Source organism: Mesorhizobium opportunistum WSM2075 (genome assembly GCF_000176035.2).
GTDB classification, from domain to species: Bacteria; Pseudomonadota; Alphaproteobacteria; order Rhizobiales; family Rhizobiaceae; genus Mesorhizobium; species Mesorhizobium opportunistum.
On sequence record NC_015675.1, the window covers coordinates 6,751,522 to 6,772,566 of the forward strand.

A 21,045-nucleotide genomic window follows, 5' to 3' on the forward strand; every position below is an offset into this window, starting at 1 on the left:
CTACAGGCGCAAGTTCGCCTGCCCTGGCGGCAGTGGTCTATGAAAGATGCCGCAGTTTGCTGAGAGAAGGCCGATCACTACGGGCCAGAGCGCCGCGTGGCCTTAATCCTTGTGCTCGCCGAAACGCGCGACCGCCTCGATCAACATCGTCGTGTCGACAGGCTTCGATAGTCTCGGCGAATCCTGGAACTGATCGGGGAACACCGTGGCGCTGTCATAGCCGGTGAGAAAGACAAAAGGCACACCGCGGGTGGCGAGGTGCTCCGCAATTGGGAAGCTGCGTTCGCCATGCAAGTTGACGTCGAGCACCGCCCCGTCCAGCTTGACGCCGTCGATCTGCTCAAGTGCCTGTTGGACGGAGGGTGCGGGACCGACGACATCGCAACCAGCTGTCTTCAATTCGTCCGATAGATCGAGCGCAAGCAGGAATGCATCCTCGACGACGAGAACCCGCAGGCCGGATAATGGAGCGTTTTTATTCATTTGTTTCTGAGCGGAAGATCGACGGCTTCCGTCCGGGACAAGGGTATTTCAAGCAGGCATTCCACGCCGGAGGGCTTGAAGCTCAACCCCACAGTTCCCCCCAACTCGTATTCCAAACTCTGCTGGATGAAGGTTGTTCCGAAATTCCTGCGGGATGGTTCTTCTACGATCGGGCCGCCGATTTCTTTCCAGCTGATCGATAACGTGTTCAACGTTACGACATCCCAGGACACTTCGACGCGGCCGGTGTCTACGGAAAGCGCACCATATTTGGCGGCGTTGCTGGCGAGCTCGAAAAAAACCATGCCGAGCGTCGCCGCCGTGGCCGAATTGAGGTGGAGCGGCCGCCCCTTGACAACAACGGCCTGGCGTTCCGTGCTGCCGTAGGGAGAGAGCGTCGCCCTGAGCAGCTGCTCGAGGTCGGCATCGCCCCAATTGTAAGATGACAGGACCTCGTGCGTGCGGGCCATCGCCTGCAATCGCTCGTGAAATGATGTCGAGAACTCGCCTATCGAGATCGACGAACGGGTCATGCGCGAAGCCAGCGCGGTAACCGTGGCGAGGATGTTCTTCACGCGGTGCTGTAACTCGTGCAGCAGCCTCTCCTGGCTCCGCTCCGCCTCCTTGTGGGTCGATATGTCGACCAGGGCCGCGATCGCACCGCGGACCTTGCCGGATTCATCGAACAGCGGATTTGCCGAAATCATCACGTCGACGCTTGAACCGTCCGCCCGCGTGATGCGCGCCTCATATCCGGGAATGGCTTTGCCCGTCCGCATCGCTTTTTGCAGGGGCTGATCCCCCGCGTCCACTGCAACGCCGTTAACCGTCAGCGGCAGCACAACCGCCATTGATGCCAGCTTGCCGTCCGCGCCGCTCCGGGCAGCAAGTTCAACCGCCCGGCGATTAGCACGGATCGCCTCGAAGTTACCGTTCTCGGCGATGAGAATGCCCACCGGCACCAGGTCCAGCAGCGTTGCTAGGCTTTCGACGCGGTTGCGCAGATCTTGCGAGAGCGTGCCGATCTTTTCCTCGGCTTTCACGATCTGGGTGACATCGACGAAGGTGACGACCACGCCGGCGATGACATTCTCGACCGTACGGTACGGCAGAACGCGCATGATGTAGCGCCGGTCGTTGTCGACGCCCTCGATCTGCCGCTCGATCGCTCCAAGCCGCTGTAGCACCTGCTCCAAATCGCCCTGCAATCCGTCGGCCAGAAACCGCGGACGCACATGCGCGAGGGGCCGCCCGACATCGCTTTCGACCAGCCTGAACAGGTCGCGCGCCGTCGGCGTAAAGCTCTTGATGCAGAGATCGCGGTCGAGGAAGACGGTCGCGATCTGGGTGCTTTCGAGCAAGTTCGCCATGTCGTTATTGGCGCGGCTGAGTTCGTCGACACGGATGCTGAGCTCAGCATTGACTGTTTGCAATTCCTCGTTGATCGACTGCAATTCCTCTTTCGAGGTTTCCAGTTCCTCGTTGGACGACTGCAGCTCCTCATTGATGGATGACAGCTCCTCGTTGGACGATTTCAACTCCTCGTTGGAGGATTCGAGTTCCTCCGTCGTGATCTGCAGCCGTTCCCTGGTTTCCCTCAGCTCCTTTTCGAGCTGGCTGACATTGGCGCTTTCGACATCGTCGGCTGTGCGGTCTGGCTCGTCCACGGCTTCCGGTTTGATGCCGCCGATATCGCGGAACACGAGCATGTAGAGCGGATCTGCCGAGTCGTCAGATGGCAGCGGCTGAACGACGAGGCTGATCGTCTGGCGTCCGCCATTGGTGCCTACCGTAATGTTGCTCTGGACCGCCACCTGTCCGGAGCTGACTGCTTTGTGAAGCGCTGCCCGCAAGTCCATGCGCAGGCCCCGCCTGGCCATGGAGAAGACGTTGTGGTCGGGTGCGCCGGCGGCGAGCTCAAGATACTTGCCTGTGCCTCCGGAACTGTGCATCAGTTCGCCGGCGGCGTTGACTACCACATGGGCGGGCGAATAGCGCTGGAGGATCAGCCGTTCCGCGAACTCCTGCAAGGTTGAAGTCGTGGCGCGCTGACGTGCATGCGGGGCGGGCTGCCTGCCCGCCGCGGCGAGCGGGAATTCCGGCAGCCGCTGCACCGCCACCTCACCGCGCTTCTGGAAGATGCGGCTGGTCTTGTCCACGGTCGAGAACAGGCGCCCGTGACGCGTGACGTTCTCGGACGATCCGAGAAACAGATAGCCGTTGCTGCGCAGAGCGTAATGAAAGACCGGCACGATCTTCTCCTGCAGTTCAGGGCCCAGATAAATCAGCAGGTTGCGGCAGGCGATCAGGTCGAGCCTGGAAAACGGCGGGTCGCGTAGAAGATTGTGTGCTGAAAATAGGCAGATTTCCCGCAAATCGGCGCCGACACGATAAGTGCCGTCCTCGCGCGTGAAGAATTCCTTGAGGCGCTTCGGCGTGACATCGCTTGCGATCGCCGCGGGATAGCGCCCGGCGCGAGCTATTTCCAGCGCGCGCTCGTCAACGTCGGTCGCGAATATCTGCAGGCTGGCCGAAACGGCACCGCGCGCGTTCTCCTTCAGCAGCATCGCGATCGAATAAGCTTCTTCGCCGGTGGCGCAGCCCGGCACCCAGACCCGGATCGTCTCGTCCGGTTTGCGGTCCTCGAAAAGCTTCGGAATGACGAAACGTTCGAGCGCTTCGAAGGCCCGCGTGTCGCGGAAAAAACTGGTCACGCCGATGAGCAGATCCTGGAACAGCAGATCGATCTGCTGCGGATCGTCGCGCAAGTGCTCATAGAAAGTCGCCGGATCGTCGATCTGCAGCACCTGCATGCGGCGCTGGATGCGCCGCATGATAGTATTATCCTTGTAGCCGCTGAAATCGTGGCCGGTGCGTACTCGAAGCAGCGTCGAGATCCGCGAAAGCTGTTCCGCCAAGTCGCGCTTGCGGCGGTCGCGCTCGCTTTCGGTCCGGTTGGAGCGGCTGAAATAACCCACCAGCTTTCCCGCCATTTGCCCTGCGGGAAGCACCATGTCGACCAGCCCGCCCTGGACGGCGCTTCGCATCATGCCGTCATGTTCGGCGCTTTCCTGCGCCAGCGTCAGTCCGCCGTGCTCCTTGATTGCCCGCAGTCCGATCGTGCCGTCGCTGCCGGTGCCCGAAAGGATTATGCCCGTCGCATACTCAGCCTGCTCCCGCGCCAGCGACGTGAAGAAATCGTCGATCGGCGTGCGCTTGACACGCGCGGCAGGCATCTTGGCGAGGTGAAAGTGGCGGTCCTCGACTGTTACCGAGACGCCCGGGGGGATCACGTAGATATTGTCCGGCTCGATCTCCACACCCTCTGCCGCTGTTTGCGTTTCGATCGTGGTGGAGCGTTGGATGATGCTGGCAAGCGCGCTTTCATGCTCGGCGTCGAGATGCTGGATCACCACATAGGCAAAACCGCTGTCGGCCGGCACTTCGGGAAAGAATTGCTGCAGCGCTCCGATGCCGCCCGCCGACGCGCCGATGCCTATGATGGGGAAGGACGCGGGCTCTTTGGCATCCCCACGTGGCCTAGCCTTCGCGTTTCTTGCCGTTGCCTTCCTGGTCGACTGTTCCATTGCCCGTTACCCGAACCCGCCTGCTTTCGAGGATGCGCTCGACGAGAGCGGCATCCGCATCGTATTCTTTTGCCCGCTGGCCAAGCTCTTTCGCGAGCTGCGAGCGATGCCGTGTTCTTTCCCGCTCGGCCATGCGCCGGGCAAATTCCGCCCGTTGCTGATGTGACCGCAGCAGGCTCCATAGAATTTCATCCGCCTCGATCGCCTGCGCTTCCAATACCGCCTCGGCAGTAAAAGCGTGTCCGGTATGACACCGGTAGCGCAGCATGTCACCGTCTTCGAGCTCCCACAGCGGCCCGTTGCATTCTGGGCATGTAAACACCGACAATTCGCCAAGTCGATCTGCTTCTTTCATGGTCGAATGCTCCTGCGCGGCGATGGCCGCCTCCAGTCTGACCATTGGCGGGGCAGGCAAGGTGCTGTCAGCCGGCTCGGCCGCCAGCTTAGCCAGCAGGCGAGCGAGCTCGGCCGCCGGCACGCAATGGTCGACCTCGACATATTGCAGCGCGCTTTCCACCATGGATGGCACCAGCGCGTCCTTCGGGTGCTGCACGGCCGCGATCCCGCCGACCGCCTTGACGGCTCTCAAGCCGGCGGTGCCGTCGGAAAGCGCACCCGAGAGCAGGACGCCGATGACGCTCGCGCCGTAGCTGAGCGCCGCCGAGCGGAACAGCGGATCTATGGCCGGCCGGGCGAGGTTTTCGCGCGGTCCGCGCCGCAGCATCATGTGGTCGCCATGCAGGAGAAGATGGAAGCCGGGCGGCGCCACATAGATGTTGCCGGTCCTGAAGGACGCGCCGTTCTCGGCGACCGAGGTTTTGAGCGTGGCGACGCGGTCGAGGATTGCGGGCAGATAGCTGATCTGGCCGACATGGAGCACGATGAACACGGCTGCCGGCAGCTCCGCGGGCAGATCGCTCACGATCTTCTTCAGCGGTTCGATTCCGCCCGCCGACGCGCCGATGACAATAATGAAGCGGTTGCGCGCCTGTTCTTGCGGCGAGCTTGTCCGGTTCGCGCGAGCAGGTGAAATGCGGTTTCGAATATCGACCATGAAATCCGTGGGCGCCCTTGCCCTCGATCATAAAGTCGACCAAGCGGGATAAGGTTCCATCAGGTGGCGCCGTCGTCGATCTGCAACTGCAAAATGTAGTTGGGTATCAGCGAGGCGCAATACGTTTGCAAAAGCAAACGCCTACTCGCGACAACCCTCTTGGCAGGAACTCCCGGACATCGCCGCCGTTGTTATGCAATGCAACCTAAGGAGACTTTGGACCATGGATTGGAACCGCGTCGAAGGAAATTGGAAGCAGGTCAAAGGCAAGGTGAAGGAACAATGGGGTAAGCTCACCGACGATGATCTCGACCGCATCGCCGGCAAGCGCGACCAGCTTGAAGGCAAGATCCAGGAACGTTACGGCATCGAGAAGGATCGTGTCCGCGCCGACGTCGATGACTGGGCTCGCCGCCAAGGCTGGTAGGCCAACGCTCAATGAAGAAGGGTTGTGTCGCTCGAATCAACCCTTCTCCAACTCGCGTCAGCGTATGACCACACGAACGTTGCGCTCTCGCCATGCTTCAAAGTCCGAATTTGGGGCCGCGAAGCTATTAGCTGACCAAATGAGTCTGCCACGGTGAACCATGGCCAAGAAGAAATTGAAATCAGCATTGTCCGCCATAGCGACAGCCTCTCGCTCGGAGGCTACCGAGGCGGTTTATTTTGCCCGCAAATGCGGTCTCACGCCTGAGGAAGCGCTAAGAATTATTCGGCAGGCAAGTGACCCCCCGGGGTACGAGATTCCAGCGAACGGGAGCGCTAACACTCAATCTCGTTAGGCTTGGCCTGCATGGATGGCGGCTGTGTTGCGGGCATTCTGGATAAGCACGTGCCGAGAGGGAACCTGCGCCTTTGCGATCGCAAGCCGACCCGGACGGAGCCGCCCGGCGCCCCGCCGCTGGAGACATATCGCGGAGATGGAACTTCAGTCACAGCTAATTGTTCCATCTTTGGAGGCGGATTAGCATGACCAGATCGTCGCTTCATCTGCTCAAGGGCATCGGATATTCGATCTCCGCGGCAAGCGTGATCCTGCTGGCGATCGTCAGCTGGGACAGCGCATCGAAAAGTCCGTTGCTGATTGCCTGCTTGCTCGGCGGCGCCGCCACTTCGATCATCGGCATGTTCTGCCGCTGGCTTTCCTACGAAATCGAAAAGCGATGGGAGAACGATAGGACCGACAATGAGGCGACGCCAGCCGCCAGGGCGGCTCGGGATGACTACCTGCCAGCTCCACTAAAAATAATTCGCCCGCCGGCAAGCCAGCGGACGAATTTGATTGAGTAATGTCAGCAAGCGAGCGGCGTTTGCAGTCAGTCCCGGACGAACAGCGCCTCGTCTTCATCGCGCTGCTTGCCGCCGAGCGCTGCGGCGACGCTGGCGATGAAAGCGCCCACAATCACGGATAAAGCGCCGACCAGCGCGAAAGCGGCGCTTGCCTTCCTGGCCGTATCGGCGGCCGCTTTTGCCTTGTTCTTGGCATCGTCCATGCCGGCGAGGACGGTGTCTACGCGCTTGGCGGCCTCGGCTGGCGCGGCGCTCAGTCCTCCCGCCGCCAGACCTGCGAGACCAGCAGCGTGATCAGGCAGATGAAAACGATCCAACCACGGATCTTGTTCTCAGGAGATCCGAACCGCACCGCGGTCGTGGGTCCAGATCGAAATTGCGAGCCCGGCCTGCTCTGCACCATCGGCGCGAGATCCTGCCGGCTGCCGCTCAGCACCGAATAGGCGCGGGTGATCTCGGCGCCGAATAGAAATATCTGGGCCGAGTAATAGACCCAGAGCAGCACGACCATCAGCGCGCCAGCGGCGCCATAGGACGTCGCGATGGCGCTGGTGCCGATGTACCAGCCGATCAGCGACTTGCCGATGGTGAACAGCAGCGCCGTGACCAACGAGCCAACGGCGACGTCGCGCCATTTCAGCGTTCGGTCCGGCAGGACCTTGTAGATCGCGGAAAAGAGCAGCGCGATCAGCACGAACGACACGATGGTGTTGATCGCGCTCACGATCAGCTCGCCGAAAGGCAGGTGCTGGTTGATGACCGCGCCCAGCGCCGAGATCGCCGTGCTTGCCGCGAGCGACACCAGAAGCATGAAACCAAGAGCCGCCACCAGGCCTAGGCTCGCAGCCCTCGCCCGCACCAGGCGCGAAAGCGAAACGCCATTGGGCCTGACCTTCCATATCTGGTTCAGCGACAGCTGCATCTCGCCGAAGACGCCGGAGGCGGTAACAAGGAGCGCCATCAGCCCGATGAGGGTGGCCAGCGTGCTGGATCCTCGATGCGAAGCGGTCTCGATCGTTGCCTTGAGGAGATCGGCGCTCTGCGGCCCCATCACGCCCGCGAACTCGGCTGAGAGCGCGAGCTGGGCAGCATCGTTGCCGACGACGATGCCGGCGATCGCCACCACGATGAGAACGATCGGCGCAAGGGAGGTCGCCGCGTAGAAAGCAATCGCAGCGCCGTGGCTCAGCGCGTTGTCATTGACGTAGCCGCTGACGCTTTCCTTCAGCAAAAGCCAGCCTTCCTGCGACCAGTCGGTCTTCGATTTCTTGTCTTCCGCCATGCGATGCCAACGCTCAATTAAAGCGGGCCGGGTGGGACAAGAGCTCGACTGCCTTTTCGTTGGCCAAGGTGTGAAGCCGGAAAAACCACCCTGTGCTCTTTACCACCAGGTCCGACTAACGCGGCCCGCAGAGGTCAATTGCGCGTGGATCGAATGGTTCCGACCTTCAATGCCTGGTCGAAATAGGCCTGGTCTTACGGCAGCGGCGGTTGCGTTCAATAGCCTCCGATGATCGGCAAGATCTCGCCGGTGATATAGCTGGAGCATTGCGGCGAAGCGAGAAAGACGTAGGCTGGAGCGATCTCTTCCGGCTGGGCCGGCCGCTTCATCGGCGTCTGGGCGCCGAAGCGCGAGACATCCTCCGCCTCCTTTTCCGATGGGTTGAGCGGCGTCCACACAGGTCCAGGCGCCACGGCATTGACGCGAATACCCTTGCTGACCAGACTGCCCGAGAGAGCCCGCGTGAAGGCATGGATGCCGCCTTTGGTCATCGAGTAGTCGATCAGATCCTTCGAGCCTTCGATGCCGGTCACCGAACCGGTGTTGATGATCGCCGAGCCCTGTTTCATGTGCGGCACGGCCTCCTGCGCCATATGGAAATAGCCGTAGAGATTGGTCTTTAGCGTGGTGTCGAAATGCTGCTCGGTGAGATCGGCGAAATCCGACGAATGCACTTGAAAGGCGGCGTTGTTGACGAGCACGTCCAGTTTGCCGAAGACCTTCAGCGTCTGCTCCACCGCCTTGCGGCAGAAGGTCCGCCTGGCGACATCGCCGCGTATGGTAATGCAGCTCCTGCCTTCGGCCTCGACTGCTTGCTTTGTCACCTTCGCGTCGCGATCCTCGCTGAGGTAGACAACGGCGATATCGGCCCCTTCACGGGCGAACAGCACGGCGACCGAGCGGCCGATGCCGGAGTCGCCGCCAGTGATCAGCGCCACCTTGCCAGTCAGCTTGTTCGATCCCTGCCAGAACGGCGCATCATAAAGCGGCGCCGGCTCGATCGCCCATTCCTCACCGGGTTTCGGATGATGCTGCTTCGGGAACGGCGGCACCGGATATTTGCGCGCGCCCGCCTGCATGGCTCGTTGCGATTTGGATTTGCCGTTCGGCTTGGCGCGATCGGCCGCGTCGACCTTGCGCTGCACACTCCGCTGCTTGCTAGCCGCCTGCTCGGAAGTGGATCTGGTCCGCGTGGCGGGTTTGGTCGGTACGGCGGATACTGCGGTCCTGGCGGATTTCGTCGGCATCGGTTTTCTCCTTCGCTTTCGGGGACAACGCATGCGGACAGAAAAGGTTGAGGTTGCACCGCGCCTCCAGCTTTCCGGTCATCTTCGGGCAGGCGCCAGCTCTCTGTGGATACATCGAAGTTAACTGCAGAGGTTGGATGCAACCACTCGGTGGCAGCTTCGTTTATGGCCACTACACGGTGGCAAGATGAAATCCTTTTGGACCTACAATCCCATTCTTGTTCCGGCAGCGGCGGCCCTGACGGCGGTGCCCTTCATCGGCCCCGCCTGAGGCGTGAACGAGTGGTTAGGATGGTGAAAGAGCCTTGAGCAGATTCCTGCCGCTCACGATTCACTTCGTCAACGGCGGCACGATGGTGGTTTCCTCGATCGCCGACGCCAAGAAGGCACTTGGCAGGGCGTGGAAGAATAAGGACGCGCCAGCCTATCTCAAGGCGGCTCGCCTTGTGGAAGACGCGGGTGAAGGGATTTGCCGTCCGGCAATCGCCTTTGCTGCTTTCAAGAAAGCGGCCGCTGAGCAGGGTCTGCTGGAGGATTCCGGGCCGAGCATAGCGCTGAGCATACTCGACCAGCTTTCGTCCGGCGACCGTAAAGGTCCGCTGACGTGACTACCTCCTCCTACGTCGGCTCGTCGGAATTTTCTGAACATCAGTTCACAAGTTATTTCGTCGGGAACATCGGTCGATCATGCCTGTTTTGTTGCTCAAGGAAGTCGAACACCTTCCTTGAGTTCAGTAGCTAAGAACAACGATCTGGCGCCTTTCCTTGGAAAGGCAACCCACTAAAGGAGACATTCATGGCGAAGAAAAGTTCGTCCGGCGCCGCGAACGGCCTCGAAAGCCTGTTCGTGGACGGCCTGAAAGACATCTATTATGCGGAAAAGAAAATCCTGAAGACGCTGCCGAAGATGGCTAAGGCGGCTCAGGCGGAAGAGGTGAGCGCGGCCTTCGAAAAGCATCGCACCGAAACGGAAGGCCAGGTCGACCGGCTCGAACAGGTTTTCGAAATGCTGGGCAAGCCGGCACGAGGCAAGACGTGCCCCGCGATCGACGGCATCATCGAAGAGGGATCGGAGATCCTCGAGGAATACAAGGACGAGCCGGCGCTCGACGCCGGCCTTGTAGCTGCCGCCCAGTCGGTCGAGCATTATGAGATAGCGCGCTACGGCACGCTGATCGCCTGGGCGGAGGAACTGGGGCTGAAAGACGCCCTGCCCTTGCTGCGCGAGACCCTCAAGGAAGAATCCGCCACCGACGAGACACTTACCAGGCTCGGCGAAAGCGGTGCGAACAAGCGGGCCCTGCAGGCGGCCGCGTAAGGCGCGCTGACGAGATATGCGCTGCCGTTCGCATGCCAGCGCCGAGCCTGGGGATGCGGTCCCGGTCACCTGACCGGGCCGCATTCTTTTGACGGGATAATGGCGCGGCGAGACAGCAACCAATCAGCGTGTCGTCTTTTTCTTTCTAGCGATATTCCTCATTCCTGCTTTTTAGCAGAGCGGCCGCTTGCTTGGCGTTGCACCAGCCTTCCGCGAACCCTCGGCATTCCTTTGTTTGACGCGCATGAACTCATTCGATCGGGCCAAAAACGACTTTGTTGGCATCGAACATCACCGAAGCGGAGGTTCAAGAATTCAGAGATGGGGGTGCAAAAGCCAAAGCCGAAAGCGGACGCGCCGCTGCAAGGCGGTGCTACTTAGCACCTCGATTGTTGTTGTGTGCACTTTCCTGATTTTTGCTGCGAAGGATGTTGCGGTCGTCCGGGTCGACGAGGTCGGGCGGGTCGCTTCTGATATCCGACCCCTTCCGGCGCGCCTCGCGCTCGGCAGCCGATTGCTTCAGGTCCGCCTCGGCGTCGAATTCCTTGGGCGCGTTTTTCGTGTTCTCGCGCTCCTCGATGATGCGCATTTGCTGCTCACGGATTCTGCGTCCGGTCATCGCTTTCTCCTGTGCTTTTATTGCTAACGGCAATTGGGACTGTGTCGTTCCGGCTGCGTGCGAGGAGTTTTTATCGTTCTGGATTTGATAAGTGCTCAGGCGCCGGTTCGGTTCTGAACGACAACAGATCGCCTAGGACGAGAATGACTGTCCAGGCAGGCGGCGCTTAGCTTGCAGGACGACGGTATAGCGCGTGATCAGGCCTTCCTCGGGATCGTCTCCCTGGAAGTGGATGTCTGCGGCCTCCGGAGGCCTGCAATCTTTCCCGTACTGCTTGACGGCGGACACGCGGACGGTTCGGATTTCCGGATCCGCGTTCATCAGTTCTATTGCAGCGAGCTCGGCCGAGCTGCTGCCGCCGACCCGCCAACTGGCCTCGAGCACGCCCGACCGCCAAATGCCGGACGAGTCGATCCCTTGGCCGACATCGTATTTGCGTCGCGAGGCAAAAAATCCGGGGTAATTGGCCATGGCCGCGTCGTACGCTTGCGCCTGCTCGACGGCCAGCTCCAGCGTGAGCGGATGGTCCGAATTCTGAAGTGCCCGCCAACCACCACGCAGAACGTTCAGATGAGAGGCGCCATAGACGGCCTGACCTTTGTTGTCGAGAGTCGTCGTCTGGGTGCCATGGTAGCCGACTTCGATTTCATTGATTCTCGTTATGCCAACGCTCAGCGTGATGATGGCGTGAATATTCGTTTCGAGCACAAGCCCACACGCTTCCAGATCAGACGAGGAAAAACGCTCCATCAGCCTCTCGAAGTCACGAAACGTCGTCGCGACGACTTGGCCACTGCCCCGCGACAAAAGCGGGGGCTTGAGACGAACCGGACCACGCCTGAGCAGACGTTCTGCTGCTCGCAAAGCATCCGATCGCGAGAAAACAGTATAGCCAGGTAGCACAGCCATGCAGGTGGCTTCGCCGAACTGTGAGCGCCATCCATTCGGTCGGTCGGCTGAACCGTCGAGGAGTGGGTGCGTTATGGCCTTGGTCTTTACGAAATGCCACGGCACAACCCCGCCATAGAGGTGTTCTGGTCCACGAATTCCCAAGCGGGCTGCATCGGCCGCAAGCAGGCTATCGTCAGGGACAAAATAGTGGTTCCCCGCCTTGTTGGTGACGCCTGCGACATCCTCTCTGAAGGAAAATCCCTTGAGACGAGCGATGGCGCGAGCGACGGTCCCGATCACCGATAGCTCGTGGGCGCGGATCGGTTCACCCGCTGGTGCTCGGAAAGCAACGACCACGCCGGTTGCCTCGGTCAACATGTCGAAATGCACGCGGTTGTCGCGGTCTGACATTTTTGTTCGCCCGGAAAGTCGCAGCCCGGACGTCCCAGTCACGGCTCGTCAATGTCTCGCCTCGACGGGTTCTGCGAGGTGACGAGCTCTTCCTCGTCGTCCGGCAGTGGCTCGTCGCTGACCGGATGCGCATCCTGGTCATTTCCGTCGAGCGCTCGCTTCTTCTTGGGCCGACGAGGAAAATCGTCGCCCGTCGGCGCGGATCCCGGCAGCGTCCCGCTTTCTTTGATCGCGCTGCCCTCTTGCCGTTCGACTTCCGATTTCTCGGACGCATTTGTACGCTTCCTACGCATCGTCAGCTGCCTGTCTGCGCCTGCTGCGCAACGATGATGAAGGTCACTGCCAGTATGGTTTCGCTCTCACTGCCACCGTTGGCATTCTCCTTTGCAGCATAAACAACAGTTTCACAAAGCCGCTGTTCCATTCCACGAAAGCGGCCATGAGCGGCCCAGCGCGAGACCGGCGCGCTCAGCCTGGAGGCTTCCACCTCTCGCGCCGCGCAATCCCAGGAACAAGCAGCAGCCACGCGGGTTCGGTACATGTCCCAAACACATAGGAGAATTCCGGATGAGACAGGATATATCGGCTGGAGCGAAATTCCCGGATTATGTTCTTCCCGACCACACCAAGACAGCTCGGCGCCTATCGGATCTGCAGGGCGACCAGCTTATGGTCATTGTGCTGACGCGTGGCTCATTCTGCCCGAAGGATCGTCGGCATATGCTCGAGCTCGTGCGCTTCCATCCGCAGTTCGTCGTCGGCTACACCCAACTTGTCACCATCACAACGGACGACTGGCATACCACGAACAACTACCGCCAGCAGACCGCGGCCTCGTGGCCGTTCCTCTATGACGAGGAGCGGATCGTACAGAAGGATCTGGACATCAAGGAATATACTGACACGTCGCACGACGTGATGATCCCGCACACAATCGTGCTCGGCCGCGATCTGAAAGTGTTTAAGATCTACAACGGCTATTACTATTGGGGACGACCGGCGGTCTCGGAGTTGCACGCCGATCTGCGCGAGTTGGCGCGCCAGACCTATCGCGATTGGGACATTACCGAACCCGAACTGCGGCAGAAATGGAAAACCGGCGACAAATCAGACTTCTATCCCTATGGAGACAATTCAATCTCAATGGACGAGCTGATGCTACAAATGGCGGGGGCAGTCGATCAATTCGCTGGCCGATCTGACAAAGGGTGAAATCGTTCGCCCGCGATTTCAAGCAACTCGTTTCTTAGCCCAGCACAGCCACGGCAATGGCCCCGCGCGAGCATTCGGAGTCAGAAGCAAACCCGCCAGACAACCCGGGAAGCGGTTCACCGCCGGTGTGCAGGGCGCGTGTCGCCTTTTCTCTCCGGATCATGGCTATGATGACGGTCGCGCTCGCCGCCACCACCGGAGACCCCGCTATGGCTGCGCTGATCGGAACTCGCCGTCGGTTTTCTGATCTTCAATGGAGCTTTGGCGTTCTCGTGAGCTGCGCCCGGGCCGCCTTGTCTTACGCTCGCGGGCGTCTTGCTGGATGTCGACATGTTCAACGGTCCTGCTGACTACGCTGTGGAGTGACGTTCACCCTGGTATTGCCCTGGTGCCCGCGTTTCTCCGGATCTTGAACTGGAGATCCGCCCTTGCTCTTCTGATCAAGCGGCGCCTGTTTCGGGTCGCCGGGACCCTTTGGGCTTTGGTTCCCGGGAGGTGTGGGTGGTGCTTTGCCGGTCATCGAAACCTCCTTCCTGACTCGAAGCCTGAACGGCGAGGCCGAGGCGATGGTTCCGGAGGCATCCGCGCAAAACGGCTGGCGAAATGTCACGTTGCCGACCGTAGCGGCCGTGAGCTGGATGTGAACGCCTTGCGACTGTAGTCCATGGGCGAAAGCGTTGGTCCCAATCCCGAAGCATAAGCCGGTGAAGCTCATTTGGTTAGGAACCGGCGAGCATCAGTCCCTTTGTCGTCGGTTCACAAACACCGCCGTTGCCTGCGACACGGCGGGTGTTTGTTTGCGGGAGTTGCACATGCAGTTCGGCGAAATCATTGCGAACCTATTCGTAGCGCTTCTCCTGACATGCGTGCTCGCAATCCCCTTCTCGCTGGCCGGCAGACCGCTTTGGCGGAGCGAGAAGCGAAGATGATCGTCCTCTTGCCGCCGGACGTTTGTGACCACTGCATCCGTCAGGGCACCATCTCACCCGCGCTTGCCCGACACGTTCGATACCCGACTTTTGCAGCCTAGACCCGAGCGGGATCAATGGTTGGTTGGCTTGAGCCGTGTCTGACGAGCATTTCAGTGCGAAGTTTTTCGTCGTTGGCTTCCGGCCTTAAAGCCGGAAAGCTCTTGCTCCGAGCAGAGCAGCCTCGGGCGTGCCGGTTCGGAAATATCGATCTTGTCCCAGGGAATCCGATAGAGACCCTCGCGGCGCCGCAGCGCGAAGACGTCGAGCAATGCAGTGCCGATGGTCGAAGCGGACAGGCGCTCGAAAGCGGCGAAGATACCGACATGGAATTCAGTCACGACGAGGTCGTCGCCATCCTGCTCTGCGATGATCTCCTCGATATAGCCGATGCTCCTGCCGTTTTCGGACCACACGCGCCTGCCTGCCAGATGGTCGAGATTGACAGTCGCCATCGTCAGGCTCCCGGAATCCGGCCGACGACGTGTTGGCGCAGCCAGTCCTGCCAGGCAAAGACTTTGGTCCGGCGCACGTCGATATCGAATTCGATGTCGACCCCGATGTCGCGCACCTTGTTCCACGCGATCCGATGCGGCCGTGCCTGGCGCTTGCCGCTCAGCCTTGCCGCGAGCCGCGCGGCCCATCGCCCGGGCGCCGCGCCAAGCCGTCGCCCCAGCGCGACCGAGCCAAGTTCGATGGCAACGACCCTGGGCGGTTTTCCTTGTCTCAACTCGGCGACCAGCCCATCAACCTTGCCGATCTTGACCTGTTCGCGGTCGACGACCTGCTTGTCCAGGATATCGCGCAGCAGTTGCATCAGGTGCCTCCGAATATCTGCAGCGGAATGGTCACCACCGCCAGCACGAAGCCGAGTGCGATGATGAAGATCACGGCCGTGTTCGAAACGACGCCGTTGCGGTGCTCGCCGACATAGCGGTCGTCATTCAGCAGGATAAGGAACGGAACGACGGTCAGCGGCAGGCTGGCTGCGGTCAGCGCCATTGAGAAGATGGTGAGCTTCAGGGGATCGAGACCGAGCGCTATCGGAATGGCGGCGAGGAAGAGGCTCAGCGTGTAGACGAGGCTGAAGCCGGGATCGTCGCGCGGCTTGAGATCTTCGCCCCACGTCCAGCCGAATCCCTGCGCGACAAGATAGGCTTGCTGCAACGCCACTTCGAGCGTGGCGCCGAAGCAGGCGACGGCCAGCGAAACAACGAAAAGTACGAAACCCCAGAAGCCGAATATCGGGATCAGCATCAGCGGAAGCTGGTTATAGTCGTCCACCTCGGTAACACCATTAGCGCCAAGCACCACCGCCGCCACGATCAGTACGCCCACGGAAATCGTTCCACCGAAAGTCATGCCCAGGCCAGCAATCGCCCGATTGGCGCCGAGATAGCTCTTGTCCCACTGATCCTCGATCGCGCCTGAGGAATAGAACATAAAAAGGTAGGGCGAGATCGAGGCGCCGAGAATGCTGACGGCCATGAACCAGTATTTTGCCGTGTCATGCTGCGGCAGGCTGGGCACGGCACCGGCAGCCACCCCTTTCCAGTCGGGGTGAAGCATCACGGCTGCCACGACGAGGCAGAGGGTGACGAGGCCAAGGATCGACACGCCTTTCTCGATAAGGCCGAACGTGCCCTTCCACAACAGCAGCCACGCGAAAAACGCCACCGGCAACGCCCACCACTGGAAACCAATGCCCGTGGCAAGCTCGGCCGCAATGGCAACGCCGCCTATCTCGGCGGAGAGCACCAGGAAGTTGACCAACAAGGCTGCAAGCAGCGGCCAGATGAACGCATTGAAGCCGAACCGTTCGCGGATGCCATCGGAGATGGTATGACGGCTCACCGCGGCGAAGCGACCAGCCATCTCGACCAGAAAGATGATGCAGATGGTGCCGAGCGCGACCGCCCAGATGAGCTGGAAGCCGAACAGCGCGCCGGCCTGTGCCGCCGTCGCCATCGAACCGACCTCCAGGAAGCCGCCGACGCTGGTCACGACACCCAGCGAGATCTCGAGCAGCTTCTTCATCGTTGCGGCGCGAAATATTCGCTGTAGGCCTTGGCGAGATCGCCTTGCGCGGCACGAAGCTCCTGTTGCGCCTGGTCGGCCTGCGCGTGGTGTTCGGTCTTGACCGCGCTCGCGGCCCGGTTCGCCGCGTTCGACAACCGGCTGAAGGCAGTGCTTAACGCATCGCGCTTCGCTGGATCTGACGGAGAGGCCGACTGCACCTGCCGGGCGGCGTCGGCGAGAGTCTCGGCGAAGGATAGCAAGGCAGAAGAGGCGTAACAGGATGGCGCGGCACCCGAAAGCCAGGCATCAGTCACCATCGCGGCCGCCTGCGCCGTCGAGCTTGCAAGCTCCGTTTGCTGTTCGGCGGTGTCGGACGAAGAACAGGAGGTTAGCGCCAGTAAAAGCAGCGGTAGGCAGGCGCGGCTCAGCCGAATAACAGGGCCGACCATCTTCCCCTCATTGCAATCGCTTGAAATCATGAAGATAAAGCCCGCAACCACAGGAAAGTTCCTCCCATGTCCGGGATTTGCGGCGTCGAGGCTGGCCTGGGTTCCGTGCTGGCAGCAGGGCCTGCTTCCGACATCGTTTGGCTATTGTTCGGTGGCCGGGCGATCGATCATCTGCTCGCGCTGCGCGCCAGACTCCAGCCGAGGCGGACTTAGCATTGGCCCATGGCCTGCCTCCAAGAAATGCAGCTTCGTTCTGCGGAGGTGGATGAAGCGCCCGAGCGGGCGTCCAGCCAATGCCCGTCTCGCAAGCAGGTTGTTGTACAGGGCCAAGCCAACCGTTGCCGCCGCAAGCAACAGGACGGCTTTCCGTTTGGGCTTTGCGGTCACGATTGCAAGGATTCGAGGGCGGGGAGTCCACCAGCAGGGCTTAACGATCCTCGGGGGCGCAGCGTCACTGATGGGCCGGTTCAGGCCGATCCTTTCTGGGGCAGTTCGGTCTCTTCCTCGACCTGATTGCGTAGCGCCTGGCGTCCAGATTTCGCGTTCTCGGTGTCAGCCGGCTGCTTTTGTCGATCGAGCTCATGATCCACCGTCTTGCGAGATCCCTCCACGGGATCTTCTTGCGACAAACGTTCGTCCGTCGCGGTTTGCCGGACGGGCTGACTGCTGCTAGATTCCGATCTGGCAGGATTCGCTTTCTCATTAGACTTCGTCATCGATACGTTCTCTGTTTCGACGGATTATCTGTCCGCCAAACCTTTGGCATCGGCCTTTTGTTCCGGCATGCACGCAGATCCATTACTGCGGGCCCTCGGCATCCTCCGAAGTCTCATGCCCAGGCTCGGCTGCTTCCAGGGCATCGATGACTGGCGCCAGTGAATTCTCCTCGCCGAGATACGCCTCCTCGTTTCCGTCGCCGGTTCTATCGAGTGCGCGCTGGATGGCATCTTCAATGTTGCCTAGCTCCTGCTCCCGCACTTCGCGCCCGTAACCGGCCGCATCGGCATCCTGCTCGAACTGCTGCGCCAGCATCGGAACGCTGACCTCGGTGTCGGCCGGCAAGTTGCCGACATTCTCCTCCAGCCAGCTGCGCAGGAATTCTTTCGTCGCATTCATGGAGCACCTCCTCGCAGTGAGATAACCGGGCCATGGCGCCGAGGTTCCGATGTGACTACAGGAGTTGGAAGCGCGCTTCGGCATGCCGCCGTTCGACCGCTCCCAGCGCACACCCCGACTGACGTTGCAAATTCTGATCGAGCCGCCGTTGCCTTCCCGTTTGGTCCCGAGTGCCGGTTCGCGACGCCCGGCGCGCCGATACATCAAAGTTAAATGCAGCGACTGCCGCGGTAGTGTATGCAAGCTTCGGGGGGCTGCTCGGGAGGAGCGCCCATGGAGATACGAGACTTCGTTTCCAAGCTGTCGGCCGCGTTGCGCAAGCGGCAGGCTGCTGCCGTGCCATCGCTGCCCGGCAAGCCGATGCGGGTATCGCTGGCCGATGTTCCGCTCAAACCACCGCAGAGGCCGGAATATCGACCTCGGCCACCCATCCGGCCAGCTTCAAATATGTAATTCGCCATCCGTGATCAGTCGTTGTCGGAACCAACGCGATCAGCCGCGGTTAACGAAGCGAAGGGACCGCAACCCGAATGGGAGCGGAAGAATGGATTTGCTGGATATGAAACTGGCCAAGGCCAGGCAGAATGTCGGCCGGGCGAAGCTGGATCTCGAACGTGCTGAAGAATTGCTCGGAGACGACTGCGGCATCGGCATCAGCTTGGCGTTGTGCGGCCGGATACGGTCCGCTCAACGCCGGGTGAGCGAGGCCAAGCGACAGATGATGAAGATCGACCCGCCAGCCCGGAAGGCTTCGGCACGACTCGGCGCACCAAGTCGAGCACGCACTGGCAAAGCTGGCTGAGGCAAACATGGCCGACCGCGTGCAGCGATTGGCCGGCGTCGCGACTGTCGATCTTCTCCCCAAGACCCCGTTGCGACTTCCCCCGCGATCTGGCGGAACAACTTTGCTCTGATCCACCCGTGTCGGGATTCAATTTGCTTGGCGCCCCCTCAACCCTAGGGCAAACTTCCCTTGGGGCTGCAGGAGGTGAAATGAGAGCACGCGCAGCTACGCTCGGCGATCTCGAGGACGTCTTTCATGGCCTCTCCAAGCGGATGTCGGACGAGTACGTCGCCGCCGGCAAGGACAGCAAGATCGCCTACGACAATCTGATGATGAATTTGAAGGAAGGCCGTGCGCACGCGCTGATCGAGGGCGAGAAGGCGGTGGCGATCATCGCCTGGCATGAAAGCAGCGACGCCGCCGATACGCTGTTCGCCGCGCAGGATGATTTCTTCCGGGCCTCGACCGTCCGCTTCTGCAAGCGGCATATCAGGCATATCCAGGCGCTGGCCGGTAACCTTCCCATCCACTCGCGCAGTTGGCTCAAGGGGCCCGATGTCGCCAGATGGTTTCACATCATCGGCTACGTCGAGCGCGGCCAGGAGAACGGCGCCAATCTGTTCGAACTGCCGCCAGCCCGCGCCAGCTAAGGAACCCTGGCGGCAGGTGTTGCTCCTTGCCGCAAACGCCGCCTGCACCTCGCCAGGTCCGCGCAAATTCGTCGTCACCGTCTTCGGCTCCAAGCCCTTCGACTGGGTAGCCTTGCGGATTGCACACTCGGCCACCTATTGACTGTCTCAGCAAGCGGCTTGCGCAGGGCGACGATTGGCGGGATGTTGCTGAAGGGCAACCGGAGCCAACCGGCAGGCCGAGATCGATATGGCTGCTGGAAAATGTCGCGAGCTTGCTTCGCCTTTCTTGTCTTTGTTGCCTTGCTGACGCCGGTAGAGGCAAGCGAGCGTATGTCTCATCTGCTTGACCGCTCGAACCTGGCGATCGCCTATTTTCGCGAATCGGATCTTGTGACCGCATACACGACTGCAATGGCGCATTTCCGTCTGCAGCTCGCAGGACGTGCCGGCGAAACCAATCTTGCGGTCCCTCTCGAACCATCGCTTTTGCGGGCGGAATTCCGTGCGCGGACATGGCGCTCGGCGGATGGCAGCTTGTTGCAAGGCTTCGCCGGCAAGGGCGGCTTCCGGTTGACTATCGGCAACTGCCTGGCGCGTATCTGCGCCGCCAGCGAATGCAGCGATGCCGGTTGGCCGGTCTACGCCTGCAGCGACGGACGCAAGCGCAAGATGTCCGTCACGGATTTTGTGACGGCAAGATTCGATGGCATCCCCTATCGTCGATTGAGCGCGCCCCCCTCACAGGAATGATGGCGCTTCTTACCGAGGCAGGCGTTCGGCAGCGGCAATATTCCCTTGCCGCACCGCGAACGCCGCCTGCAAAGCTCGGTTGACTGTCACAGGCAGGATCGACATGTGGTTCTCGCCGGCGTGCAGTTCGAAGCTCGCGCGTATCCCGGGCAAAGCGTCGAGGCGCTCCGCCATCGCCCGGGCGAATTCGTCGGTGCGCGTCAGCTTTTTCTGCTCAAGGCGCTTTTGTTCGTCGTCGGCACCGATTTGGAATGGTGCCAATTTCCCGGTCTCATATTCGCCTGCCGACAGGATGACATTGGCCGTCAGGCCATCGGGAACAGCCGCTTCGAAAGTTTCCAGGAAACGGTCGATGGCGCGGTCCTCCCAATAGATGGCGGGGCTGGCCGCGATGAAGGTCCGGAACGAAAGCGGGCGCGTGAACAAGGCGTAGAGGGCGAACAGACCGCCGAAGGAGTGGCCATAGAGTGCCTGGCGCTTCCCGTCGATCCTGGTCCGGCCAGCGACCCACGGCTTCAATTCGTCTTCGATGAAGGCCAGGAAATTCCCTGCCCCGCCGGTCCTGACTTCGGATGTGCCCTCGTGGAAGGGCGGATAGGTTTTGCCGGGCGGCGGGCCGAGGTCCCATGAGCGGCGCAGCGGGTCGTAGGCGCTCTCGACGGGATAGCCGATGGCGACGATGACGCCCCAGCCGACATTGGTGCCCAGGGGATAGAAGGCCTGCGCGCGCATGGCGTCGGCCGCCGTGGCGATGACGGCGTTGCCGTCGGTCATGTAGAGCACCGGCCAGCCGGCCTCGGGCGCCGGGCCTGATGGCACATGGATGAAGACCCGCCAGGGATCGCCACCCCCGACCGGCACAATATCATGCATGGTGGTGTCGGCAATCAGGGCGGGCGACGCCTGCGGCGAGACGGTCATGGCTCTTCTCCA

General features: G+C 61.0%; 27 protein-coding genes. 9 read left to right on the forward strand and 18 right to left on the reverse strand.

Annotated elements, in window-relative coordinates:
* Nucleotides 1-102: 102 nt before the first annotated feature.
* Genes MESOP_RS32310 through MESOP_RS32320 form a run of 3 tightly spaced genes read right to left on the reverse strand, consistent with a single transcriptional unit; the run spans nucleotide 103 to nucleotide 5,124 of the window.
* Nucleotides 103-483, reverse strand: a complete 381-nt coding sequence (locus MESOP_RS32310; RefSeq protein WP_013897201.1) for a response regulator — start codon at nucleotides 481-483, stop codon at nucleotides 103-105.
* Nucleotides 480-4,070, reverse strand: a complete 3,591-nt coding sequence (locus MESOP_RS32315) for a CheR family methyltransferase (protein WP_013897202.1) — start codon at nucleotides 4,068-4,070, stop codon at nucleotides 480-482. Before MESOP_RS32315 ends, MESOP_RS32310 begins: the two co-directional genes overlap by 4 nt.
* The gene (locus MESOP_RS32320; RefSeq protein WP_013897203.1) at nucleotides 4,024-5,124 is read right to left on the reverse strand and encodes a chemotaxis protein CheB; all 1,101 of its coding nucleotides are present in this window, start codon (nucleotides 5,122-5,124) and stop codon (nucleotides 4,024-4,026) included. The genes MESOP_RS32315 and MESOP_RS32320 overlap by 47 nt, the downstream gene beginning before the upstream one ends.
* 223 nt (nucleotides 5,125-5,347) lie before the next feature.
* Between MESOP_RS32320 and MESOP_RS32325 the strand changes: the two genes are divergently transcribed.
* Both MESOP_RS32325 and MESOP_RS35950 read left to right on the forward strand, forming a co-directional pair.
* Entirely contained in the window at nucleotides 5,348-5,551 is a 204-nt protein-coding gene (locus tag MESOP_RS32325; RefSeq protein ID WP_013897204.1) for a CsbD family protein, read from the forward strand.
* Nucleotides 5,552-6,093: 542 nt separating this feature from the next.
* Nucleotides 6,094-6,414, forward strand: coding sequence for a hypothetical protein (locus tag MESOP_RS35950; protein ID WP_013897205.1), 321 nt, complete (start codon nucleotides 6,094-6,096; stop codon nucleotides 6,412-6,414).
* Nucleotides 6,415-6,440: 26 nt separating this feature from the next.
* Here the strand turns inward: MESOP_RS35950 and MESOP_RS35470 are convergent, their stop codons facing one another.
* From MESOP_RS35470 to MESOP_RS32335, 3 genes are all read right to left on the reverse strand, one after another.
* Nucleotides 6,441-6,731 (reverse strand): hypothetical protein, encoded by a 291-nt coding sequence (locus tag MESOP_RS35470; protein WP_425339713.1) that lies wholly within the window; start codon nucleotides 6,729-6,731, stop codon nucleotides 6,441-6,443.
* The gene (locus MESOP_RS32330) at nucleotides 6,668-7,696 is read right to left on the reverse strand and encodes a YihY/virulence factor BrkB family protein (protein WP_013897207.1); all 1,029 of its coding nucleotides are present in this window, start codon (nucleotides 7,694-7,696) and stop codon (nucleotides 6,668-6,670) included. The genes MESOP_RS35470 and MESOP_RS32330 overlap by 64 nt, the downstream gene beginning before the upstream one ends.
* 215 nt (nucleotides 7,697-7,911) lie before the next feature.
* Nucleotides 7,912-8,943, reverse strand: coding sequence for an SDR family oxidoreductase (locus MESOP_RS32335; protein WP_013897208.1), 1,032 nt, complete (start codon nucleotides 8,941-8,943; stop codon nucleotides 7,912-7,914).
* A 305-nt stretch (nucleotides 8,944-9,248) separates the two neighbouring features.
* Between MESOP_RS32335 and MESOP_RS32340 the strand changes: the two genes are divergently transcribed.
* Both MESOP_RS32340 and MESOP_RS32345 read left to right on the forward strand, forming a co-directional pair.
* Nucleotides 9,249-9,551 carry a DUF982 domain-containing protein gene (locus MESOP_RS32340; protein WP_041164431.1) on the forward strand — a complete coding sequence of 101 codons (303 nt, stop codon included), beginning with the start codon at nucleotides 9,249-9,251 and terminating at the stop codon, nucleotides 9,549-9,551.
* Between the two features lie 188 nt (nucleotides 9,552-9,739).
* Nucleotides 9,740-10,261, forward strand: coding sequence for a YciE/YciF ferroxidase family protein (locus MESOP_RS32345; RefSeq protein WP_013897210.1), 522 nt, complete (start codon nucleotides 9,740-9,742; stop codon nucleotides 10,259-10,261).
* A gap of 373 nt (nucleotides 10,262-10,634) precedes the next feature.
* On the opposite strand, the gene MESOP_RS32350 is transcribed toward MESOP_RS32345, so the two are convergent.
* From MESOP_RS32350 to MESOP_RS35475, 4 genes are all read right to left on the reverse strand, one after another.
* Nucleotides 10,635-10,880, reverse strand: a complete 246-nt coding sequence (locus tag MESOP_RS32350; protein ID WP_013897211.1) for a hypothetical protein — start codon at nucleotides 10,878-10,880, stop codon at nucleotides 10,635-10,637.
* A gap of 132 nt (nucleotides 10,881-11,012) precedes the next feature.
* Entirely contained in the window at nucleotides 11,013-12,182 is a 1,170-nt protein-coding gene (locus MESOP_RS32355) for a DUF3182 family protein (protein ID WP_013897212.1), read from the reverse strand.
* Between the two features lie 38 nt (nucleotides 12,183-12,220).
* A complete protein-coding gene (locus tag MESOP_RS32360; RefSeq protein ID WP_013897213.1) occupies nucleotides 12,221-12,475 on the reverse strand; it encodes a hypothetical protein in 255 nt (84 codons plus the stop codon).
* 2 nt (nucleotides 12,476-12,477) lie between these two features.
* Entirely contained in the window at nucleotides 12,478-12,723 is a 246-nt protein-coding gene (locus MESOP_RS35475) for a hypothetical protein (protein ID WP_150111252.1), read from the reverse strand.
* 26 nt (nucleotides 12,724-12,749) lie between these two features.
* On the opposite strand from MESOP_RS35475, the gene MESOP_RS32365 reads away from it, so the two are divergent.
* Nucleotides 12,750-13,394: a redoxin domain-containing protein gene (locus MESOP_RS32365; RefSeq protein ID WP_013897214.1), complete on the forward strand. Its 645-nt coding sequence runs from the start codon at nucleotides 12,750-12,752 to the stop codon at nucleotides 13,392-13,394.
* 116 nt (nucleotides 13,395-13,510) lie between these two features.
* Here the strand turns inward: MESOP_RS32365 and MESOP_RS36515 are convergent, their stop codons facing one another.
* The 7 genes from MESOP_RS36515 to MESOP_RS32400 form a co-directional block, all read right to left on the reverse strand.
* Nucleotides 13,511-13,726, reverse strand: a complete 216-nt coding sequence (locus MESOP_RS36515; RefSeq protein WP_013897215.1) for a hypothetical protein — start codon at nucleotides 13,724-13,726, stop codon at nucleotides 13,511-13,513.
* A gap of 749 nt (nucleotides 13,727-14,475) precedes the next feature.
* Nucleotides 14,476-14,817, reverse strand: a complete 342-nt coding sequence (locus MESOP_RS32370) for a hypothetical protein (protein ID WP_013897217.1) — start codon at nucleotides 14,815-14,817, stop codon at nucleotides 14,476-14,478.
* A gap of 2 nt (nucleotides 14,818-14,819) precedes the next feature.
* Nucleotides 14,820-15,179: a hypothetical protein gene (locus MESOP_RS32375; protein ID WP_013897218.1), complete on the reverse strand. Its 360-nt coding sequence runs from the start codon at nucleotides 15,177-15,179 to the stop codon at nucleotides 14,820-14,822.
* Nucleotides 15,179-16,399: an NRAMP family divalent metal transporter gene (locus tag MESOP_RS32380; protein WP_013897219.1), complete on the reverse strand. Its 1,221-nt coding sequence runs from the start codon at nucleotides 16,397-16,399 to the stop codon at nucleotides 15,179-15,181. The genes MESOP_RS32375 and MESOP_RS32380 overlap by 1 nt, the downstream gene beginning before the upstream one ends.
* The gene (locus MESOP_RS32385) at nucleotides 16,396-16,881 is read right to left on the reverse strand and encodes a hypothetical protein (protein ID WP_013897220.1); all 486 of its coding nucleotides are present in this window, start codon (nucleotides 16,879-16,881) and stop codon (nucleotides 16,396-16,398) included. Before MESOP_RS32385 ends, MESOP_RS32380 begins: the two co-directional genes overlap by 4 nt.
* A gap of 416 nt (nucleotides 16,882-17,297) precedes the next feature.
* Nucleotides 17,298-17,546, reverse strand: a complete 249-nt coding sequence (locus MESOP_RS32395; RefSeq protein ID WP_041164434.1) for a hypothetical protein — start codon at nucleotides 17,544-17,546, stop codon at nucleotides 17,298-17,300.
* Nucleotides 17,547-17,628: 82 nt separating this feature from the next.
* The gene (locus tag MESOP_RS32400) at nucleotides 17,629-17,946 is read right to left on the reverse strand and encodes a DUF768 domain-containing protein (protein WP_013897221.1); all 318 of its coding nucleotides are present in this window, start codon (nucleotides 17,944-17,946) and stop codon (nucleotides 17,629-17,631) included.
* Nucleotides 17,947-18,490: 544 nt separating this feature from the next.
* On the opposite strand from MESOP_RS32400, the gene MESOP_RS32405 reads away from it, so the two are divergent.
* The 4 genes from MESOP_RS32405 to MESOP_RS32415 all read left to right on the forward strand — a co-directional run bounded on the left by MESOP_RS32405 (nucleotide 18,491) and on the right by MESOP_RS32415 (nucleotide 20,112).
* Nucleotides 18,491-18,748: a hypothetical protein gene (locus tag MESOP_RS32405; protein WP_049802428.1), complete on the forward strand. Its 258-nt coding sequence runs from the start codon at nucleotides 18,491-18,493 to the stop codon at nucleotides 18,746-18,748.
* 191 nt (nucleotides 18,749-18,939) lie between these two features.
* Nucleotides 18,940-19,380, forward strand: a complete 441-nt coding sequence (locus tag MESOP_RS32410; protein WP_013897223.1) for a hypothetical protein — start codon at nucleotides 18,940-18,942, stop codon at nucleotides 19,378-19,380.
* Nucleotides 19,381-19,399: 19 nt separating this feature from the next.
* Entirely contained in the window at nucleotides 19,400-19,522 is a 123-nt protein-coding gene (locus tag MESOP_RS36655) for a hypothetical protein (protein WP_263497027.1), read from the forward strand.
* A 41-nt stretch (nucleotides 19,523-19,563) separates the two neighbouring features.
* Nucleotides 19,564-20,112 carry a hypothetical protein gene (locus MESOP_RS32415; RefSeq protein WP_245265038.1) on the forward strand — a complete coding sequence of 183 codons (549 nt, stop codon included), beginning with the start codon at nucleotides 19,564-19,566 and terminating at the stop codon, nucleotides 20,110-20,112.
* A gap of 9 nt (nucleotides 20,113-20,121) precedes the next feature.
* On the opposite strand, the gene MESOP_RS32420 is transcribed toward MESOP_RS32415, so the two are convergent.
* Complete coding sequence (locus MESOP_RS32420; RefSeq protein ID WP_013897225.1) at nucleotides 20,122-21,033, reverse strand: alpha/beta hydrolase; 912 nt, start codon at nucleotides 21,031-21,033, stop codon at nucleotides 20,122-20,124.
* Nucleotides 21,034-21,045 lie beyond the last annotated feature (12 nt).

Bases quoted from the DNA above. Each gene is read 5' to 3' on its own strand.
- MESOP_RS32310 (WP_013897201.1), bottom strand. From the start codon at position 483: ATGAATAAAAACGCTCCATTATCCGGCCTGCGGGTTCTCGTCGTCGAG.
- MESOP_RS32315 (WP_013897202.1), bottom strand. From the start codon at position 4,070: ATGGAACAGTCGACCAGGAAGGCAACGGCAAGAAACGCGAAGGCTAGG.
- MESOP_RS32320 (WP_013897203.1), bottom strand. From the start codon at position 5,124: ATGGTCGATATTCGAAACCGCATTTCACCTGCTCGCGCGAACCGGACA.
- MESOP_RS32325 (WP_013897204.1), top strand. From the start codon at position 5,348: ATGGATTGGAACCGCGTCGAAGGAAATTGGAAGCAGGTCAAAGGCAAG.
- MESOP_RS35950 (WP_013897205.1), top strand. From the start codon at position 6,094: ATGACCAGATCGTCGCTTCATCTGCTCAAGGGCATCGGATATTCGATC.
- MESOP_RS32330 (WP_013897207.1), bottom strand. From the start codon at position 7,696: ATGGCGGAAGACAAGAAATCGAAGACCGACTGGTCGCAGGAAGGCTGG.
- MESOP_RS32335 (WP_013897208.1), bottom strand. From the start codon at position 8,943: ATGCCGACGAAATCCGCCAGGACCGCAGTATCCGCCGTACCGACCAAA.
- MESOP_RS32345 (WP_013897210.1), top strand. From the start codon at position 9,740: ATGGCGAAGAAAAGTTCGTCCGGCGCCGCGAACGGCCTCGAAAGCCTG.
- MESOP_RS32350 (WP_013897211.1), bottom strand. From the start codon at position 10,880: ATGACCGGACGCAGAATCCGTGAGCAGCAAATGCGCATCATCGAGGAG.
- MESOP_RS32355 (WP_013897212.1), bottom strand. From the start codon at position 12,182: ATGTCAGACCGCGACAACCGCGTGCATTTCGACATGTTGACCGAGGCA.
- MESOP_RS32360 (WP_013897213.1), bottom strand. From the start codon at position 12,475: ATGCGTAGGAAGCGTACAAATGCGTCCGAGAAATCGGAAGTCGAACGG.
- MESOP_RS35475 (WP_150111252.1), bottom strand. From the start codon at position 12,723: ATGTACCGAACCCGCGTGGCTGCTGCTTGTTCCTGGGATTGCGCGGCG.
- MESOP_RS32365 (WP_013897214.1), top strand. From the start codon at position 12,750: ATGAGACAGGATATATCGGCTGGAGCGAAATTCCCGGATTATGTTCTT.
- MESOP_RS36515 (WP_013897215.1), bottom strand. From the start codon at position 13,726: ATGTCGACATCCAGCAAGACGCCCGCGAGCGTAAGACAAGGCGGCCCG.
- MESOP_RS32370 (WP_013897217.1), bottom strand. From the start codon at position 14,817: ATGGCGACTGTCAATCTCGACCATCTGGCAGGCAGGCGCGTGTGGTCC.
- MESOP_RS32375 (WP_013897218.1), bottom strand. From the start codon at position 15,179: ATGCAACTGCTGCGCGATATCCTGGACAAGCAGGTCGTCGACCGCGAA.
- MESOP_RS32380 (WP_013897219.1), bottom strand. From the start codon at position 16,399: ATGAAGAAGCTGCTCGAGATCTCGCTGGGTGTCGTGACCAGCGTCGGC.
- MESOP_RS32395 (WP_041164434.1), bottom strand. From the start codon at position 17,546: ATGACGAAGTCTAATGAGAAAGCGAATCCTGCCAGATCGGAATCTAGC.
- MESOP_RS32400 (WP_013897221.1), bottom strand. From the start codon at position 17,946: ATGAATGCGACGAAAGAATTCCTGCGCAGCTGGCTGGAGGAGAATGTC.
- MESOP_RS32405 (WP_049802428.1), top strand. From the start codon at position 18,491: ATGGATTTGCTGGATATGAAACTGGCCAAGGCCAGGCAGAATGTCGGC.
- MESOP_RS32410 (WP_013897223.1), top strand. From the start codon at position 18,940: ATGAGAGCACGCGCAGCTACGCTCGGCGATCTCGAGGACGTCTTTCAT.
- MESOP_RS32415 (WP_245265038.1), top strand. From the start codon at position 19,564: ATGTTGCTGAAGGGCAACCGGAGCCAACCGGCAGGCCGAGATCGATAT.
- MESOP_RS32420 (WP_013897225.1), bottom strand. From the start codon at position 21,033: ATGACCGTCTCGCCGCAGGCGTCGCCCGCCCTGATTGCCGACACCACC.